The organism is Candidatus Pelagibacter sp. PS_44 (genome assembly GCF_059417735.1).
In genome coordinates, this window is record NZ_CM182063.1 from 902,781 (window position 1) to 920,691 (window position 17,911).

At 31.4% G+C, this 17,911-nt stretch carries 13 protein-coding genes and 1 pseudogene; 8 read left to right on the forward strand and 6 right to left on the reverse strand.

Annotated elements, in window-relative coordinates; translation table 11 throughout:
* The first annotated feature begins 125 nt into the window (after nucleotides 1–125).
* Both carA and carB read left to right on the forward strand, forming a co-directional pair.
* A complete protein-coding gene (gene carA, locus AC5SLO_RS04985; RefSeq protein ID WP_494572878.1) occupies nucleotides 126–1,322 on the forward strand; it encodes a glutamine-hydrolyzing carbamoyl-phosphate synthase small subunit in 1,197 nt (398 codons plus the stop codon).
* Complete coding sequence (carB, locus tag AC5SLO_RS04990; RefSeq protein WP_494572879.1) at nucleotides 1,300–4,524, forward strand: carbamoyl-phosphate synthase large subunit; 3,225 nt, start codon at nucleotides 1,300–1,302, stop codon at nucleotides 4,522–4,524. Before carA ends, carB begins: the two co-directional genes overlap by 23 nt.
* A gap of 147 nt (nucleotides 4,525–4,671) precedes the next feature.
* On the opposite strand, the gene AC5SLO_RS04995 is transcribed toward carB, so the two are convergent.
* Entirely contained in the window at nucleotides 4,672–5,334 is a 663-nt protein-coding gene (locus AC5SLO_RS04995) for a hypothetical protein (RefSeq protein WP_494572880.1), read from the reverse strand.
* A complete protein-coding gene (locus AC5SLO_RS05000; protein WP_494572881.1) occupies nucleotides 5,334–6,278 on the reverse strand; it encodes a mitochondrial fission ELM1 family protein in 945 nt (314 codons plus the stop codon). Before AC5SLO_RS05000 ends, AC5SLO_RS04995 begins: the two co-directional genes overlap by 1 nt.
* A 21-nt stretch (nucleotides 6,279–6,299) precedes the next feature.
* Between AC5SLO_RS05000 and trxB the strand changes: the two genes are divergently transcribed.
* Nucleotides 6,300–7,244 carry a thioredoxin-disulfide reductase gene (gene trxB, locus AC5SLO_RS05005; protein ID WP_494572882.1) on the forward strand — a complete coding sequence of 315 codons (945 nt, stop codon included), beginning with the start codon at nucleotides 6,300–6,302 and terminating at the stop codon, nucleotides 7,242–7,244.
* 1 nt (nucleotide 7,245) lies between these two features.
* Here trxB and AC5SLO_RS05010 read toward each other — a convergent pair whose 3' ends face one another.
* The 4 genes and pseudogenes from AC5SLO_RS05010 to AC5SLO_RS05025 form a co-directional block, all read right to left on the reverse strand.
* Nucleotides 7,246–7,440, reverse strand: a complete 195-nt coding sequence (locus AC5SLO_RS05010) for a winged helix-turn-helix transcriptional regulator (RefSeq protein WP_494573787.1) — start codon at nucleotides 7,438–7,440, stop codon at nucleotides 7,246–7,248.
* Between the two features lie 3 nt (nucleotides 7,441–7,443).
* Complete coding sequence (locus AC5SLO_RS05015; protein ID WP_494572883.1) at nucleotides 7,444–9,873, reverse strand: FAD-dependent oxidoreductase; 2,430 nt, start codon at nucleotides 9,871–9,873, stop codon at nucleotides 7,444–7,446.
* 69 nt (nucleotides 9,874–9,942) lie between these two features.
* A pseudogene (locus AC5SLO_RS05020) lies at nucleotides 9,943–10,391 on the reverse strand (YtoQ family protein).
* Nucleotides 10,391–11,590, reverse strand: a complete 1,200-nt coding sequence (locus AC5SLO_RS05025) for a pyridoxal phosphate-dependent aminotransferase (RefSeq protein ID WP_494572884.1) — start codon at nucleotides 11,588–11,590, stop codon at nucleotides 10,391–10,393. The pseudogene AC5SLO_RS05020 and the gene AC5SLO_RS05025 overlap by 1 nt, the downstream one beginning before the upstream one ends.
* 35 nt (nucleotides 11,591–11,625) lie before the next feature.
* Here AC5SLO_RS05025 and uvrB point away from each other — a divergent pair, with 35 nt between their 5' ends.
* Genes uvrB through uvrC form a run of 5 tightly spaced genes read left to right on the forward strand, consistent with a single transcriptional unit; the run spans nucleotide 11,626 to nucleotide 17,911 of the window.
* A complete protein-coding gene (gene uvrB, locus AC5SLO_RS05030; protein ID WP_494572885.1) occupies nucleotides 11,626–13,797 on the forward strand; it encodes an excinuclease ABC subunit UvrB in 2,172 nt (723 codons plus the stop codon).
* The gene (locus tag AC5SLO_RS05035; RefSeq protein WP_494572886.1) at nucleotides 13,779–14,534 is read left to right on the forward strand and encodes an SDR family oxidoreductase; all 756 of its coding nucleotides are present in this window, start codon (nucleotides 13,779–13,781) and stop codon (nucleotides 14,532–14,534) included. Before uvrB ends, AC5SLO_RS05035 begins: the two co-directional genes overlap by 19 nt.
* A complete protein-coding gene (locus AC5SLO_RS05040) occupies nucleotides 14,531–15,664 on the forward strand; it encodes an alpha/beta hydrolase family protein (protein WP_494572887.1) in 1,134 nt (377 codons plus the stop codon). Before AC5SLO_RS05035 ends, AC5SLO_RS05040 begins: the two co-directional genes overlap by 4 nt.
* Entirely contained in the window at nucleotides 15,664–16,089 is a 426-nt protein-coding gene (locus AC5SLO_RS05045; RefSeq protein ID WP_494572888.1) for a dihydroneopterin aldolase, read from the forward strand. Before AC5SLO_RS05040 ends, AC5SLO_RS05045 begins: the two co-directional genes overlap by 1 nt.
* Nucleotides 16,076–17,911: an excinuclease ABC subunit UvrC gene (gene uvrC / locus AC5SLO_RS05050; protein WP_494572889.1), complete on the forward strand. Its 1,836-nt coding sequence runs from the start codon at nucleotides 16,076–16,078 to the stop codon at nucleotides 17,909–17,911. Before AC5SLO_RS05045 ends, uvrC begins: the two co-directional genes overlap by 14 nt.

The window sequence follows — 17,911 nt, forward strand, 5'->3', positions numbered from 1 at the left end:
ATTTTTTAATCTACTGCAAAGTAAAAATTCTTCAAAAGAAAAATTGTTTTTTTATAATTTTATAATACATCTCTGTTGCGGTAATTAAGGTTTTATTGTATTAACCTTTAACTCATGAGTTGTAATTGATCAAAAAAGCAAAAAAAACTAGCTCAAAAAAAATCTCTCAGATTCCCACAGGCATTTTAGTTCTTGAAAATAAAACAATCTTTAAAGGTATTGGTATTGGATATCAGGGAACTGCTACTGGCGAAGTTTGTTTCAACACTTCCTTAACAGGATATCAAGAAATTATCTCAGATCCATCTTATGCCGGACAAATCATTAATTTTACGTTCCCTCACATTGGTAATGTTGGAACTAATAAAGAGGATTTAGAGTCTGATAAGGTTTGGACTAAAGGTGTAATTTTTAATTCTGAAATAACAAGTCCTTCTAATTACAGATCTTTCGTTAACTTGGACATGTGGTTAAAAAAAAATAAAATTGTAGGGATCACTGGACTTGATACTAGAAGTTTAACTAATTTTATTAGAGATAAAGGTGCTCCAAAGGGAACAATTTCTATTTCTAAAAACGGTAATTTTAATATAAGCAAATTAATTAACATTACTAACAAATGGAGTGGATTAAATAATTTAGATTTAGCAGAACAGGTTACTACTAAAAAAAGTTATATTTGGTCAGGGTTTAAGACTTGGAAAAAAGAAACTGGTTATTTAAAAAATAAGAAAAATTCATTACATGTTGTTGCTATTGATTATGGAATAAAAAAAAATATCTTAAGATATTTTTCAGATCTAAACTGTAAAGTAACTGTTGTTTCTTGCAAAACTAGTACAAAAGATATTTTAAAGCTAAAACCAAATGGTATCTTTTTATCTAATGGCCCAGGAGATCCTGCGGCAACTGGAAAATATGCTATCGAAATTATAAAAGAATTAATCAATAAAAATTTACCTATTTTTGGTATTTGTCTAGGTCATCAAATTCTTGCACTAACGCTTGGTGCAAAAACTAAAAAAATGAAATTAGGTCATAGAGGAGCTAACCATCCTGTAAAAAATCTACTTAAAGATAATGTGGAAATTACAAGTCAAAACCATGGTTTTGAAATTGTGAGAGCAACGCTTCCTAAAAATATTGAAGTCACTCATAAATCTTTATTTGATAATTGTATTGAGGGAATTAGATTAAAAAATAAACCAGTTTTCTCTGTTCAGTATCATCCTGAATCAAATCCAGGGCCACAAGATAGTGTTTATTTATTCAAAGAATTTTTTAATAACATGAAAAAAAATGCCAAAAAGAAAAGATCTTAAAACTATATTAGTTGTTGGTGCTGGACCAATAATCATAGGTCAAGCTTGTGAGTTTGATTACTCCGGTACGCAAGCTTGTAAAGCACTTAAAGATGAGGGTTATAAAGTTATCTTAATCAATTCTAATCCTGCAACTATTATGACAGACCCGGGTGTGGCTGATAAAACTTATATTGAGCCGATAACTTTAGGGGTGCTTGAAAAAATTCTTAAAAAAGAAAAACCAGATGCAATTTTACCAACCATGGGTGGTCAAACAGCTCTGAACTTAGCAATGGCCGCTGAGAAAAAAGGTATTTTAAAGAAATATAAAATCGAACTTATTGGTGCAAATTCTAAAGCAATATCCAATGCTGAGGATAGAAAAAAGTTTAGAAAAAATATGTTGGATATAGGTTTAGACCTTCCAAAATCTAAAGTTGTAAATCATGTTAGAGACGCTGCAAAGGTTTTAAAACAAATTGGGCTACCTGCAATAATTAGACCAGCTTTTACTCTAGGAGGACTGGGTGGAGGAATTGCAAAAACAGAAAAAGAATATTTTAAAATAGTTAAAGATGGTTTGCATGAGTCCCCTGTTAGTCAAATTTTAATAGAAGAGTGCCTTGAAGGTTGGAAAGAGTTTGAAATGGAAGTTGTCAGAGATAAAAAAGATAACTGCATTATTATTTGTTCAATTGAGAATATTGATCCAATGGGAATTCACACTGGAGACTCAATTACAGTTGCACCTGCACTAACCCTTACTGATAAAGAATATCAAGTGATGAGAAATGCTTCTATTGCTTGTCTTAGAAAAATTGGAGTAGAAACAGGTGGATCGAACGTACAATTTGCAATCAATCCTAAAGACGGCAGGATGGTTATCATAGAAATGAACCCAAGAGTGTCACGTTCATCAGCCCTTGCTTCTAAGGCAACTGGATTTCCAATAGCAAAAGTTGCTGCCAAACTGGCTATCGGTTACACGCTTGATGAATTGAAAAATGAAATTACCAAAACAACCCCTGCCTCTTTTGAGCCAAGTATTGACTATGTTGTAACAAAAATTCCACGATTTACATTTGAAAAATTCTCAACATCTGAGGCAATTCTTGGGACATCAATGAAATCTGTTGGTGAAGCGATGGCAATTGGTAGAAACTTTAAAGAGTCTTTACAAAAAGCTTTAGTTTCTCTTGAAATTGGCTTTTCAGGTCTTGATCGTATTTTTCCATTAAACAAAAAACAAATTGAAAAAGAATTAAGAAAAAATATTCCAAACAGAATACTGTTAGCTGCAGAAGCATTTAGGAAAAAAATAAATATCAAAAGAATTCATCAACTTTGTAAAATAGATCCTTGGTTTTTAGAGCAGATAAAAGAAATTGTTGATGAGGAAAACCAAATTCAAAGAAAAGGTCTACCTAAAGATTACAATGAATTTAATAGAATTAAGTCCATAGGTTTTTCAGATAAAAAATTATCTGAAATCACTAAAATTCATGAAGACCTTATTAGAAAAAAAAGAACTGCTTTAAAAGTATTACCCGTTTACAAAAAAGTAGATACCTGTGCTGCTGAATTTAAATCTTTCACCCCTTATATGTATTCAACATATCAAAGAAACTATGCTTTAAATTCAGAGTGTGAGGCAGACCCCTCTTCTAGAAAAAAAATAATAATTTTAGGTGGCGGACCAAATCGTATAGGTCAAGGTATTGAATTTGACTATTGTTGTTGTCAGGCAAGTTATGCACTTAAAGAAAGTGGCTTTGAAACTATAATGATTAACTGTAATCCAGAAACAGTTTCAACGGATTACGATACTAGTGACAGACTATATTTTGAACCTCTAAAAGAGGAGTATGTTTTTAATATTATTAAAAAAGAACAACAAAAGGGAAACCTTGTAGGGATCATTGCTCAGTTTGGTGGACAAACTCCTATAAGACTTGCTAAATTTTTACATGACAACAAGCTGCCAATTTTAGGAACACAATACACATCCATCGATCTTGCTGAAGATAGAGATAGATTTAGTAAATTACTTGATAAGTTAAGATTAAAACAAGCAGAAAGTGGTATCGCTCAAAATTACAAACAAGCTATTCAAATTGCTGAAAAAATTGGACTGCCCTTAATGGTAAGGCCATCCTATGTATTAGGTGGTAGAGCAATGGAGATTGTCTACGAAAAAAGTCAGCTTAAAAATTTTGTAGAAGAAGCTTTTAAGGCTGCAGAAGAAAATCCAATACTAATAGATAAGTTTATAAGTCACGCAATGGAAGTGGATGTAGATGCCATATCAGATGGAAAAGAAGTTTATGTGGCAGGAATTATGCAGCACATTGAAGAAGCCGGAATTCACTCAGGGGACTCTGCTTGTTGCCTTCCCCCTGTATCAATTAAACCTAAGCTAATCGCTGAAATAGAAATTCAAACTAAAAAATTAGCCATAGCATTAAAAGTAAAAGGTTTCATGAATATTCAATTTGCTATTAAAAATGATGAAATTTATGTAATTGAAGTTAATCCGAGAGCTAGTCGAACTGTTCCCTTTGTCTCTAAAGCTAAAGGATTGCCACTTGCAAAAATTGCCTCAAGGGTGATGGCTGGAGAAAAGTTATCTAAGTTTAATTTAAAGAGTAAAAATAAAAATTTATTTGCTGTCAAAGAAGCAGTTTTCCCTTTCAATAAATTTCCAAACAGTGATGTTTTATTAGGCCCTGAAATGAAATCTACGGGAGAAGTGATGGGGTTTGATAAAGATTTTGGAATGGCTTATGCAAAAAGCCAAATCGCTGCATCAAATTCACTACCCACAAGAGGCTTAGCGTTTATTTCTTTAAAAGATGGTCATAAGGATGAAGGAGTTGATTTAGCAAAACAACTCTTAAAGTTAAATTTTACTTTATGTGGAACTGGTGGCACCGCAGAGTACATTCGTAAGCATGGAATGAAATGTAAAACCATCAATAAAGTTAGTGGGGGATCACCACACATTGTTGATGTGTTAAATTCTGGAAAAATTGCATTAGTGATTAATACAGGGGGCGGAAATAGTGAACACCGTCTTCATGATGCAATGGCTTTAAGAAGAGCGACCCTGGTTAATAAAGTTCCTTATTGTACAAACATGTCTACTGCTCAAGCTTGCTTAATGGGAATTAGATCTTTAAAAACAAAAGAGATTACAGTTACAGCACTTCAAGATATTTAATGTGAAGACAGTCCAGTATTTGCAATACTAAAAATCATATCTTCGTAACTCATATCAAGGTTTAAAACACACGATCTATAGAAATAACCTGTTCGTAGACCTGGCATTAAATTAGGTGCTTTTTGCTAATTCTATGCGAAAATTAGACTAGGCTACTTTCCAATCAGTTGGGAAAGTTACATAGTTAACCTGAAGGCATCTTCTTTCTTTAACTATTTTTTTCTTCTCCATGCCATGCCAAGTATTAGGTCCACTTGAAAAGAGATAGCCATAATTGTTTTTATACGGAACTGTTTTAACTTTCTCTAATTTTTCATTATAAAAATCAGTGCCAAGCTCTTCAGATTCGTTGGCATTATTAACAAAAATTAAGCCTGACAATAGTTTTTCTTTGATATCACAGTGAGGTTTTAACCAGAACCCTTCCCTATCACAAATAACCTCAACTCTAACGTATGAATTAGACAAATCTTTATTGATCATTTTTGAAATAACTTCATGAGTTTCTTTTGATTGAAGCTCGTTAATAAATTTAACTAAATTTGGAAATTGTTTTTCATTTTCTTTTGTAACAAAACATCTAAATTTAATAGCTTGGCCACCAGATGCGTTACCTTCTCTAAATTCAGCAGCACCTCCATCTATTGCTCGTGTGCCATCATAATTTAAATCATGTTCCCTAACATCAGGTATATCTGCAGTTATAATTTCTTGAATTGCTCCATCGGTTAATACATTGGTATATTCCCAGTGTGTAAAGGGTGTGTCATGTTTTTTTGCGTTATTTTGAATTGAATTTAAAAATGACATTATTGTTTAATTTTGTGATTTATTATTTTTGCTACTCTATTCGTTTCATCAAGCTTTTGATAGTTCCAATTTTCTAAATCTTCTCCTAAATTTCTAGTTATATTCAACTCTTTAAATAAATTTCTGAATTTTTGAAAACGATTGTCATTTTTCTTAGGCTCAATATTTGCAATATAAATTGGCTTTCCTGTTAGTGCTGCTTCTGAAATCATTGAACTAGAATCGCATGTTACAACAATATATTCGGAAATTGCTAATGCTGATAAATAAGCTTTTTTGTCCACATCATCAATAACAGTATGATTTTCTCCAAAAAATTCTTTGGCATAATTAATAATATTTTTTGGTGTCCTCATCGATGGAATAACTACTAACTGAAAATTATTATTTTCTACTAAGGTTTTTAAATTAGTAAAAATTTTTTCAACATTTTCAGTCGAATAGTCATAATATTTAGTTGGGCCACCAATAATTAGGGTTATAATTTTTCTTTGATCTTTTTTAATAAATGAATCAAGATAGTTTTTATTTGTTAGAATTTCTTCTTTTGTTAAATAGTGTATTGCTCCTTTTGTATTAATTACATTTTCTCCAGTAATTCCGTCATGCTCAGGTGCTACAATGAAATCAAAGTTTTTAAAATTTACTTTTGGATTTTGAATATGAATATTAATAACTTTTTTATTAGAATTCTTTTTTAAGTGAATGGATGGGATTACACTTTTTCTACCACATGAAATAATTACGTCAAAGTCAGATGATATTATTTTTTTATAAACATTGCTTGAAACTGGTGTTAGCTTCGGTGGAAATAATTTCCAAAAACTATTAAGTTCAATCTTCTCGTGTATAAAATCTAGATCAAGAGCTTTGGCTAAGCCTTCAACTTGACTAATCATGCCATGCATACCCTCTGTCAATAATAACCCTTTTAATTTTATCATTTATCCTTATATAACTTCTGCATGAGTGAAAATCCAACTAAACACACAAAAGTGTTAATAATAGGGTCAGGTCCAGCTGGCTATACAGCTGCTGTATATGCAGCAAGAGCAATGTTAAGTCCTGTTTTAGTTTACGGTTCTGCACCTGGTGGACAATTAACTACAACAACAGATGTTGAAAATTATCCAGGATTTTCAGATGTAATTCAGGGTCCATGGTTAATGGATCAAATGAGAGATCAGGCTAAAGCTGTTGGAACAGAAATGATTGAAGATCATATCTCATCAGTAAATTTAAAATCTACACCCTTTGAAGCTATAGGTGATAGTGGTCAAAAATATACTGCAGATAGCATAATTATTTCAACTGGTGCTCAAGCAAGATGGTTAAATTTAGAATCTGAACAAAAATTTAGAGGCTTTGGTGTATCTGCTTGTGCTACTTGTGATGGTTTTTTCTTTAAAGAGAAAGTTGTGGCAGTTGTTGGTGGTGGAAACGCTGCTGTTGAAGAGGCAATGTTTCTTACAAAATTTGCATCTAAAGTAAAACTAATTCATAGAAGAGATGAATTAAGAGCTGAAAAGATGCTTCAAAAGAAATTAATGGAAAATAAAAAAATTGAAATTATTTGGGATAGTGCTGTTGATGAAGTTATTGGGGATAACGAACCTAAAAATGTTAAAGCCATTAAGATTAAAAATTTAAAAACTAATAAAGTTGAAGAAATGAAAATAGATGGCTTATTTATTGCAATTGGTCACGATCCAGCAACAGCTTTATTTAAAGAACAGTTAAATATGGATAAAGAAGGTTATTTAATAACAAAACCAGATTCCACAGAAACTAATGTCCCTGGAGTTTATGCTGCAGGTGATGTTAAAGACAAAACGTTCAGACAAGCTGTAACCGCTGCTGGAATGGGTTGTATGGCTGCACTTGAAGCTGAAAAATTCTTATCTCACTAACTTAGATATTCACTATTTTAGAAATTTCTTTTTTTCTACCTAAGCTCCATTTTTTTAAAGCAGATATTATTGGTATTGCTGAATTACCGAATTCACTTAACTTATATTCTACATTTTGAGATTTATTGGGTATGAAATTTAAACCTGCAAAAGATAGTATTATAGATGCTGGAAATTCTGTAATTAGACTTGGAATGGTTTAAGATTTTAATCGATCATTATTTTTATCAAAGGCAGGTTCATTAATTATTTTTGCTTTGACTTTTTCTCCTTGAATTTCGATAAATAATTTATTTCCTATTTTTGCATATTCAGGCTTAACATATGCAAAAGCTAAACTTTTTTTAACTCTAAAACCATAAGCTCCTGATGTAGTAAGACCTACCTTTTTGCTATCAAAATATACAGGTTCATTCCCATGGGCATCAGCATCTTTTGCTTCAACCTCAAGATATACTAACTTTGTTTCTATTCCATTTTTTAATAGTTTTGTAATCGCTTTAGACCCTTTAAATTCATTTTTCTTTTCAAGATTAAAAAATTTATCAAGACCTGCTTCTACAACACTAATTTCAGGAGTAAGCTCAGCTCCCCACCCTCTATATCCTTTTTCAATTCTCATAGAATTCATTGCTCGAGTTCCAAAATCAATAATATTTTCTTTTTCACCTTCTTTAATAATAAGATCATAAATTTCGCTCATCTTTTCCATTGGATGGTGGAGTTCCCAACCTAATTCACCCATGTAATTAACTCTGAGAGCAATTATATCTACATTATTAATCTTTATATTCTTAGATTTTAACCATGGAAAATTTTCATTGCTCAAATCTGTATCAGTTAATTTTTCAAGTACATTCCTAGATTTAGGTCCTATTAAACCTAAAACTCCTTTTTCAAGAGATAAATTTTTTATTGTTACCCTCTCACCCTCTAACTTGTTATGATTGAACCAATCTAAATCTCTTATTTCAGAGATTGCTGCAGACAAGGCATAATAATGATTATCTTTTAACTTTGTGACTGTTAATTCAGTTTGAATTCTACCAATGTCATTTAAAACATGAGTTAAAACAATACTACCATCTTTTTTTGGAATCTTATTTGAGCATAATCTATCTAAAAATTGATAACTATCCTCACCTATTATTTCGAATTTAGAAAAGGTACTTAAGTCAATCACACCAACGTTATTATGAACATGCTCACATTCATTTTTAATAAATTGAAAAACATTATTTCTCTTATAGCTCAAAACTTCTTTAATATTTTCTTTGTTAAACCAATCAGGTTTTTCCCATCCATATAAATCAAAATATTCTGCACCTTTATCTTTAAGTTTTTTATATATTGGTGTTGTTTTCATTGGCCTGCCGATTTCAATTTTATCGTGAGGCATTGGGGTAACATACATTCTTCGATATTGTTCTTTTGATTTTTCAATAGAGTACTCTTTATTTACCCAGCTCATATAACGTCTTGGTTCAAATTCTTGCATATTAATTTCAGAATCTCCATGAACAATCCATTGAGCCATATACTTACCTGCTCCACCTCCATGAGCTATGCCGATGCTCGCAGCACAAAACATCCAGAAATTTTTGAGACCAGGCGCAGGACCTGCTAAAAAATTATCATCAGGTGTGTGGGTAATTGGACCACATATTATTTTTTTTATACCAACATCTTTAAATTCTGGAATTCTATCCATGCCTCTTTCTAGGTGATCTGCAATTCTATCTAAATCTGGTTCTAGTAATTCCATATCAAATTTCCAATCCATTCCATCTAAGGCCCATGCAGCTACATCTTTTTCATATGGACCTATTAATAATCCTTTGCCCTCTTGTCTTAAGTATGATGAAGAGTCTGGATCTCTAACTACAGGTAATTCTTTGTCTAATTTTTCTATTTCTGGATGGGCTTCCGTAACCAAATATTGATGAACCATATTGATGCTAGGTACATTTTTTAATCCTACCATTGCAGCTACTTCAGGGCAAAAACTTCCAGCAGCATTAACAACATGTTCACAAACTATATCTCCTTTTTCTGTAATCACTTTCCATTCATCTGAGGATGTTTTTTTAATATCGGTTACTCTATTGTTTCTGTATATTTTAGCTCCTCCATTCCTAGCACCTTTAGCCATTGCATTAGTAGTACTAGTAGGATCTGTATAACCATCTTCAGAAGTATAAAATGCTCCTTTAATTCCATCGAGTTTTATAAATGGATGATGCTTGTGAATCTCTTCTGTTCCAATAATTGAGCATGGAGCCCCAACTATATCTAATATTCCTTTAGTATAATTAAACCATTCTAAATCATCATCCGTGTATGCAAGTCTTAGACTGCCAGTTTCATGAAATCCTGTTGGTTGCTCAGTTTCTTTTTCTAAATTTTTATAAAGATTAGTTGAATGAAGATGAATTTTTGCAAGATTTAAACTTGTTAACATATGAGGACATTGACCTGCTGCATGCCAGGTAGAACCTGAAGTAAGTTCACTTTTTTCAATTAAAACTACATCACTCCATCCTTCTTTAGTTAAGTGATATAGAAGACTTACTCCCATTATACCACCTCCAATAATAACTAGTTTGGCATGTGACTGAATTTTATCCATATGTTTTAAGTCTAATATAGATTTGTTGATAAATAATCAAAAAAGATCAAAATAACAAAGTTATTCTGATTACTTTAAGGAACCTTCCAATATATATTTCAATATACGAAAAGCTTGTTTTTGATCTGAAGCAACAGCAGCAGCAGAACCATCCACTTCTTTAAGAGCATGTTGATGATCATCGTTATGAATAACTATCATTGACTTATTAAGTGCTGTAGCATAACCCGCATCAAAGGCTGCATTCCATTGCTTAAATTTTTCTCCAAACTTAACAATAATTACATCACAATCTTGAATAGATTTTTTGGTTCTAATGGAATTAATATTTGCACCTTTTCTATCTTTCCAAATATTTTTTTCCTCAGGTCCTAAGATTTCTACACCACAATTATCCGAAGACTCATGATCAGTGACAGGAGATGTAAATTTAACATCTAATTTTTCTTTTTCACAAAGTTGAATAATTTCTTCTCGCAATTACTGTGAATTTCACCCGCTAAATATACGTTTAACATTAGTTTAAACCTTTACAAAAAGTGGATATTTTTTCTAAAGCCTTTTTAAGATTATCCATTGAAGTTGCATAAGATATTCTAAAGAAACCCTCTAAACCAAATGCAGAACCTTGAACTACTGCAACACCGCTATTCTCTAGTAAAGATTGAACAAAATCAGTATCAGTTTTTAATTCATTACTATTAGAATCCTTTTTACCCATTAAACCTTTGCAGCTTGGGAAAACATAAAATGCTCCCTCTGGATTTAGACATTCGATTCCATCTATTTCATTTAACGCTTTTACAACAAAGTCTCTTCTCTCTTGAAAAGAAGTTGCTCTTTCTTTTATAAAATCTTGTATTCCATTTAAAGCTTCAACTGCTGCAGCTTGACTAATTGAAGATGGGTTAGTTGTTGATTGTGATTGTATTTTAGCAATTGCTTTAATAATTTCTTTTGGACCAGCAGCATACCCTATTCTCCAGCCAGTCATTGAATAAGCTTTACTAACACCATTCATTGTAAGAACTCTTTCTTTTAATTCATCAATTTGAGCGATGGTGAAAAACTTAAATCCTTCATAAATTACATGCTCATAAATATCATCACTTAATATATGGACATGTGGATGTTTAATTAATACTTTAGCAATTTCTCTAATATCATTTTCTGAATAACAGGCACCCGTAGGATTTGATGGTGAATTTAGTATGATCCATTTTGTTTTTGGAGTTATAGATTTTTCTAATTCTGCAGGATTAATTTTAAATTCTTGTTTTTCATTACATTCTAAAATAATTGGAGTTCCGCCAGCCAATAAAACCATATCAGGATAAGAAACCCAATAAGGGGCTGGAACAATAACCTCATCTCCTTCATTTAGAGTTGCCATCATGGCATTATAAATTACATGTTTTCCGCCTGCACCAACTGTGACTTGGTCAGTTGTGTAATCTAAATTGTTTTCTCTTTTAAATTTTTCTACTATTGCTTTTTTTAAAGCTGGAGTGCCATCTACAGCTGTATATTTGGTGTCTCCATCATTAATTGCTTTGATTGCAGCTTGCTTAATATTATCTGGAGTATCAAAATCAGGCTCTCCTGCACCTAGGCCTATTACATCCTTCCCAGCAGCCTTTAATTCTCTTGCTTTTGTGCTTACAACGATTGTTGGTGATGGTTTAATCTTTTTTAAATTGTCTGATATTATGCTCATTGAATTATAATTTTAATCTAATAGTTTTATAAATAATGCAGAACACTTATCAAGATCTAATTACAGCTGTGCAGAATAAAAATCCTGCAATAAGCCCTAAACTAGAGGGCGGAAAAAAGTTTCAGATGAAAACTGACTTTAAGCCTGCTGGTGATCAGCCTGAAGCTATAAAACAATTAGTAAATGGTGCTAACAAAGATCAACTGAGCCAAGTTCTCCTTGGGGTAACTGGGTCAGGAAAAACTTTCACAATGGCTAAAGTTATTGAAAAAACTAATAGACCTGCACTAATTCTTGCACCTAACAAAACTCTTGCTGCTCAATTATATGGTGAAATGAAATCTTTTTTTCCAGATAATGCTGTTGAATATTTTGTTTCCTACTATGATTACTATACTCCAGAAGCTTACGTTCCACGTTCTGACACTTACATAGAGAAAGAGGCGTCTATTAACGAACAGATAGATCGTATGCGCCACTCAGCAACAAGATCACTGTTGGAAAGAGATGATGTAATTATTGTATCAAGTGTCTCTTGTATTTATGGTCTTGGATCGGTCGAAGCTTACAGTAAAATGACTTTAAGCTTAAAGACAAATTATGATTATAATAGAGAAGAATTAATAAAATCATTGGTTGCTCTTCAGTATAAAAGAAATGATCAAAATTTTTACAGAGGAACGTTTAGAGCTAGAGGAGAATATCTTGAAATATTTCCATCTCATTTAGAAGACCGTGCTTGGAGATTAAGTTTGTTTGGAGATAAGTTGGAAAAAATAGAAGAATTTGATCCACTAACAGGTGATTTGGTTAATGAGCTTGATGTAATTAAAGTTTACGCAAACAGTCACTACATCACTCCAAAGCCAACTATTGAACAAGCAATAATAAAAATAAAAAGAGAATTAGAAGTCACATTAAAAAAATTTAAAGAACAAAATAAATTACTCGAAGCACAAAGATTAGAAGAAAGAACTAAATTTGATTTAGAAATGATTGAAGCGACTGGATCTTGCGCTGGTATTGAAAATTATTCTAGATTTTTATCTGGAAGAAAACCTGGAGAACCACCCCCTACTCTTTTTGAATATTTTCCTGATAATACTTTAATTTTTGTTGATGAGTGTCATGTAACTGTTCCACAATTAAATGGAATGTATAAAGGGGATAGATCTAGAAAAAGTAATCTTGCAGAGTATGGTTTTAGATTGCCTTCTTGTATGGATAACCGACCTCTTAAATTTGAAGAATGGGATGCAATGAGAACTCAAACTGTTTTTGTATCCGCAACCCCTGGCCCATGGGAATTGAAACAAACAAAAAATAAATTTGTAGAACAGGTAATTAGACCTACTGGTTTAATTGATCCACCGGTTGAAATTAGACCTGCTAAAAATCAAGTGGATGACTTAATGCATGAATGTAGAGGTGTTATAGAAAAAAATTTTCGGGTTTTAGTTACAACATTAACAAAAAAAATGGCTGAAGATTTAACGGAGTACTTTCATGAAAATGGTATTAAAGTTAGATATATGCATTCGGATATTGACACCCTTGAAAGAATAGAAATCATGAGAGACCTTAGGCTTGGTGTATTTGATGTTTTGGTTGGTATTAATCTTTTAAGAGAAGGACTTGATATACCGGAGTGTGCATTAGTTGGAATTTTAGATGCTGATAAAGAAGGATTTTTAAGATCTGAGACTTCTTTAGTGCAAACAATTGGAAGAGCTGCAAGAAATCTCGAAGGTAGGGTTATTCTTTATGCAGATAAAGAAACTAAAAGTATAAAAAATGCTATCAAAGAAACAGATAGAAGAAGAGATATTCAGGTGGCGTATAATAAAAAACACAATATTAGTGCTACCAGTATTAAAAAAGACATTAGCGATGTTTTAGAAAGTGTTTATGAAAAAGATTACGTCAAGGTTGGTACTGATGAAAATATTGGGGGAAATCTAAAAAAACACCTTAAGTCATTGAATAAAAGAATGAAAGAATCAGCTACAAATTTGGAGTTTGAGGAGGCAGCAAAAATTCGTGATGAAATTAGAAAGTTAGAAGCTTCTGAATTAGAAATAGTATTAAATCCAAAAGTTAAACACTATAGTGCAAATAATAAAGTTTATCCAAAAGGCAGATCAACAATGGGTCTACCAGGCACAAGAGCACAAAAGGGCAAGAAAAAATGGAAGCACACAAAATAATTATAACTGGTGCAGCAACTAGAATGGGTGCTGCAATTGCTAAAAAGCTTTCAGGTCCAGATATTGAAATTGTTATTCACTATAATAAATCTAAAGCTAGTGCAGAAAACCTAAAAAAAAAATTAACTAAGAATAAAACCAAAGTTTACTTAGTTAAAGGTGATCTTTCAAAAGAACATGATTTAAAAAAAATCATTACTTTTGCAAAATCTAAATTAAAGTATTTTGATTGCTTAATAAACAATGCCTCATTATTTGAAAATGACAATTTAAAAAATTTTACATCAAAAAGTTGGGACCAACACCTAGATGTTAATTTAAAAGCTCCCGCTTATTTAACTAAAGAATTTGCTAAAAATATAAGAGGTAAAAATAATAATATTATTAACATAATTGACCAAAGAGTATTTAAATTAACTCCATTTTTCTTTTCATATACGCTAAGCAAAACTGGGCTTTATACATTAACTAAAACAAGTGCTATGAGCTTGTCTCCAAATATTAGAGTAAATGGAATAGCTCCTGGTCCAACAATAAAAAATAAGAGACAATCAGAAAATCACTTTAAAAAACAGTATTTAGCTACACCTCTAAAAAAGCAAGTTGGTGTTGAAGAAGTATGTAATGCTGTTGACTTTTTTATTAAAAACAGTTCTATTACAGGTCAAGTTCTAGCAATAGATAGTGGACAAAATTTAAATTGGCAAACACCAGATATAACGAGAGGTAAAGAATGAAAAAAATAATTTTAATAATGTTTATTGTTTTGTTTTCGACAAATCTTTTAGCTCACTCAACAGATATAAAATTTGATACTAAAGTTAACTGCACAAAAAAAAAATCAATGTTAAATTTCATTTCAAAATTAAAAGGTTATAGAGGTGGTGAGATAATCAAATTTAATTCCTTTACTGGATTCGATCAAAGAACTGTTTTGATTGACGGTCATTTAAATAACCCTGTTGAAATTACTGGATATCTTCAATTACCAGAAGGAACAGATAAAGTTCCCATAGTAATACGTACTCACAGCAGTGGAGGACCTGGAGATTATGTTTGGGATGATTTTGTTTATCATTCTACACAAAATCTACTAAAAGAAGGTATTGGTGTAATGTACATTGATAATTTTTGTCCAAGAGGCGCAAGAGAAACTTGGAGAGATCAATCAAGAGTCCCCCTAATTAATGGAGCAATTGATGCTCTTATGGCATTAAAAATTTTACAGGCTCATCCAAGATCTAATGGGAAATTTGGTACCACTGGTCACTCAAGAGGTGGAACTAATTCTTTGTACTTAGCTGACGTTAAGCTAACATCCAAGTTCCTTGAAGGTACAAAAGGTTTTGATGCTATTCTTCCAGAAGCTGCAGAGTGCAGAATGGCCGGATTTTTCGAAAAACCTGAATTGACATCAAATACAACGTTACTTGTAATACACGGTGGTGCTGATGATTACACTTTGGCCAAGTTTTGTAAGGAGCATGTAGAGAGAATCAAAGCTCCAGCTGGGAAAGTTAAAATTGATATCAAAGAAGGCTGGCACCATGGATGGTATTATGGAAAAAAACCTTGGAGAGAAAAAATGGCAATGACTCTTCATAATTGTCCAGATGTATTTGTTGATAATAATGGTAAAGTTACAAATCCGATATGGAAAGAGTGGCTGATAGATAAATATAAACTTTATCCAAGTGAAGAAGCTTGGTATGAGGCAGCTCAAAATGAACCAAGAAAAACTTTCAAAAAAATTTTTAAAGCGATGAAAAAAGAAAAATGTCTATCAAAGGGTGTTACAATCGGTGGAGAAAATATGAATGTTTACATGCCTCAATTTATCAATTTCTTTAAGGAAAACTTGCTTTAATGAAAAAAGAGAATTTTAAAATTGTAAAAATAGACAAAAATAAAAGTTTATTTAATTATGAAAAAAAAATTCTCATTAATGGCTTAATTTTAGATCTAAAACTTGGATATTATGATTTTGAAAAAGAAAAAACACAGAAAGTAAAGTTTAGTCTTGAAATTGACTATGAGGATAAAAAACCAACTAATGACAAGGATATAAAATCTATTGTTAATTATGGAACAGTTGTAAATTTAATTACTAAACTTGTAAAAAAGAAACATTATAATTTTCTAGAAACCTTAGCTGAAGCTGTTTTCGATGAATTATTCAAAGATAAAAGAATAGGTAAAATAATGCTTAAGATTGAAAAAATGGAAATTTTGAAAGAATGTTCATCTGTTGGTATTCAAATTACCAAAAAGAGAAGTCATGAAAAGCTCTGAACTTGGAAAAGAAGTAATTAAAAAAGAACTACCACTAATTCCTAAAAGCCCTGGTGTGTATAGAATGCTTAATCATAAAGATGATATTCTTTATGTGGGTAAAGCAAAAAATCTTCCGAATAGACTAAAAAGTTATGTTGCTGAGAAAAATCATATTATTAGAACTGAAAGAATGTTATCTCAAACTTTTAAGTTAGAAATAACAACCACAGCTAATGAAAGTGAAGCTTTACTTTTAGAGGCAAACTTAATTAAAAAACATAAACCAAAATTTAATATTTTACTTAAAGATGATAAATCTTTTCCATTCATATTTATTGGTGAAAAAGACCAATGGCCAAGAGTTACCAAGCATAGAGGAAAAAAGGATAATGAAGGATTTTATTTTGGCCCATTTGCATCAGCAGGTACAGCAAATTGGACCATAAAGATGCTTCAGAAAATATTTCAATTAAGAGTTTGTGATGATGGAACTTTTAAAAATAGAAAAAGACCATGTATTCTCTATCAAATAAAAAGATGCTCAGGTCCATGTGTTGGATATGTAGATAAAAATGATTATAAAAAATCAGTTGATCAAGCCATTCAATTCGTATCGGGAAAATCTAGAGATATTCAAAAGAATCTTTCTAAAGAAATGGAAGCTGCAAGCGAACAACTTGATTTTGAAAAAGCTTCAATCTTTAGAGATAGAATTAAATCATTAAATATAATTCAATCTTCACAAAGAATTAATGAGGCAAACTTAGTTGATGCAGATGTTGTCGCTGCATATAAGGAGTCTGGTAAAACATGTATTCAAGTTTTTTTTTATAGATCAAAACAAAATTGGGGCAATCAAGCTTATTTTCCAAAACATGATCCTGATCAAAATATTTCAGAAATTATGTCTTCATTTTTAATGCAATTTTATGAGAATAAAAGTGTACCAAAATTAATAATAATTAATGCCGAAATTAACGACAAAAAATTAATAGAAGAAACTTTAAGTAAAAAAGAAAATAGCACCATTTCAATTAGTACTGCTAAAAAAGGAACTAAAGCAAAAGTAATTGCGATGGCAGAAAAAAACGCCAAAGAATCCTTGAATAGAAAACTTTATGAGACCAACAATAATAAAAATTTATTTGAAAATGTTGCTAAAAAGTTTGATTTAAAAAATCATATAAACTTGGTTGAGGTATATGACAATAGTCATATTCAAGGAACAAATAGTGTTGGTGCAATGGTAACATTTGGTAATGAAGGTTTTGTAAAAAAAAGATATCGTAAATTTGATATAAAAACTAAAGGTTCTGAACAAGATGATTTTGCAATGTTAAAAGAAGTTCTCACCCGAAGATTTAAAAGAGCCATGCTCGAAAAGGGGAATTACCTAACAATTCCTGACTTAATACTAATTGATGGAGGAAAAGGTCAATACTCATCAGCAAAAGAAGTTCTAGATGAATTTGGATTACATGACTTGCCCATGATAGCAATAGCCAAGGGTAAAATGAGGAATAGTGGTGATGAAACATTCTTTTATAATGGAAAATCGTTCAAATTTGAAAAAAATGATCCTACTCTATTTTTTATGCAGCGACTTCGTGATGAAGCACATCGATTTGCAATTACTTCACATAGAGCTAAAAGAGCCAAAGGTATTAAAAAATCATTACTAGACCAAATAAGTGGCATTGGGGCTATAAGAAAAAGAGCTCTATTAAACCACTTTGGTTCAGCAAGATCAGTAGAATCTGCAAGTCTTGATGAAATAAAATCTGTTGAAGGTGTTGAAGCAAAAGTCGCAAAAAAGATATATAACTTTTTTCACGAATAA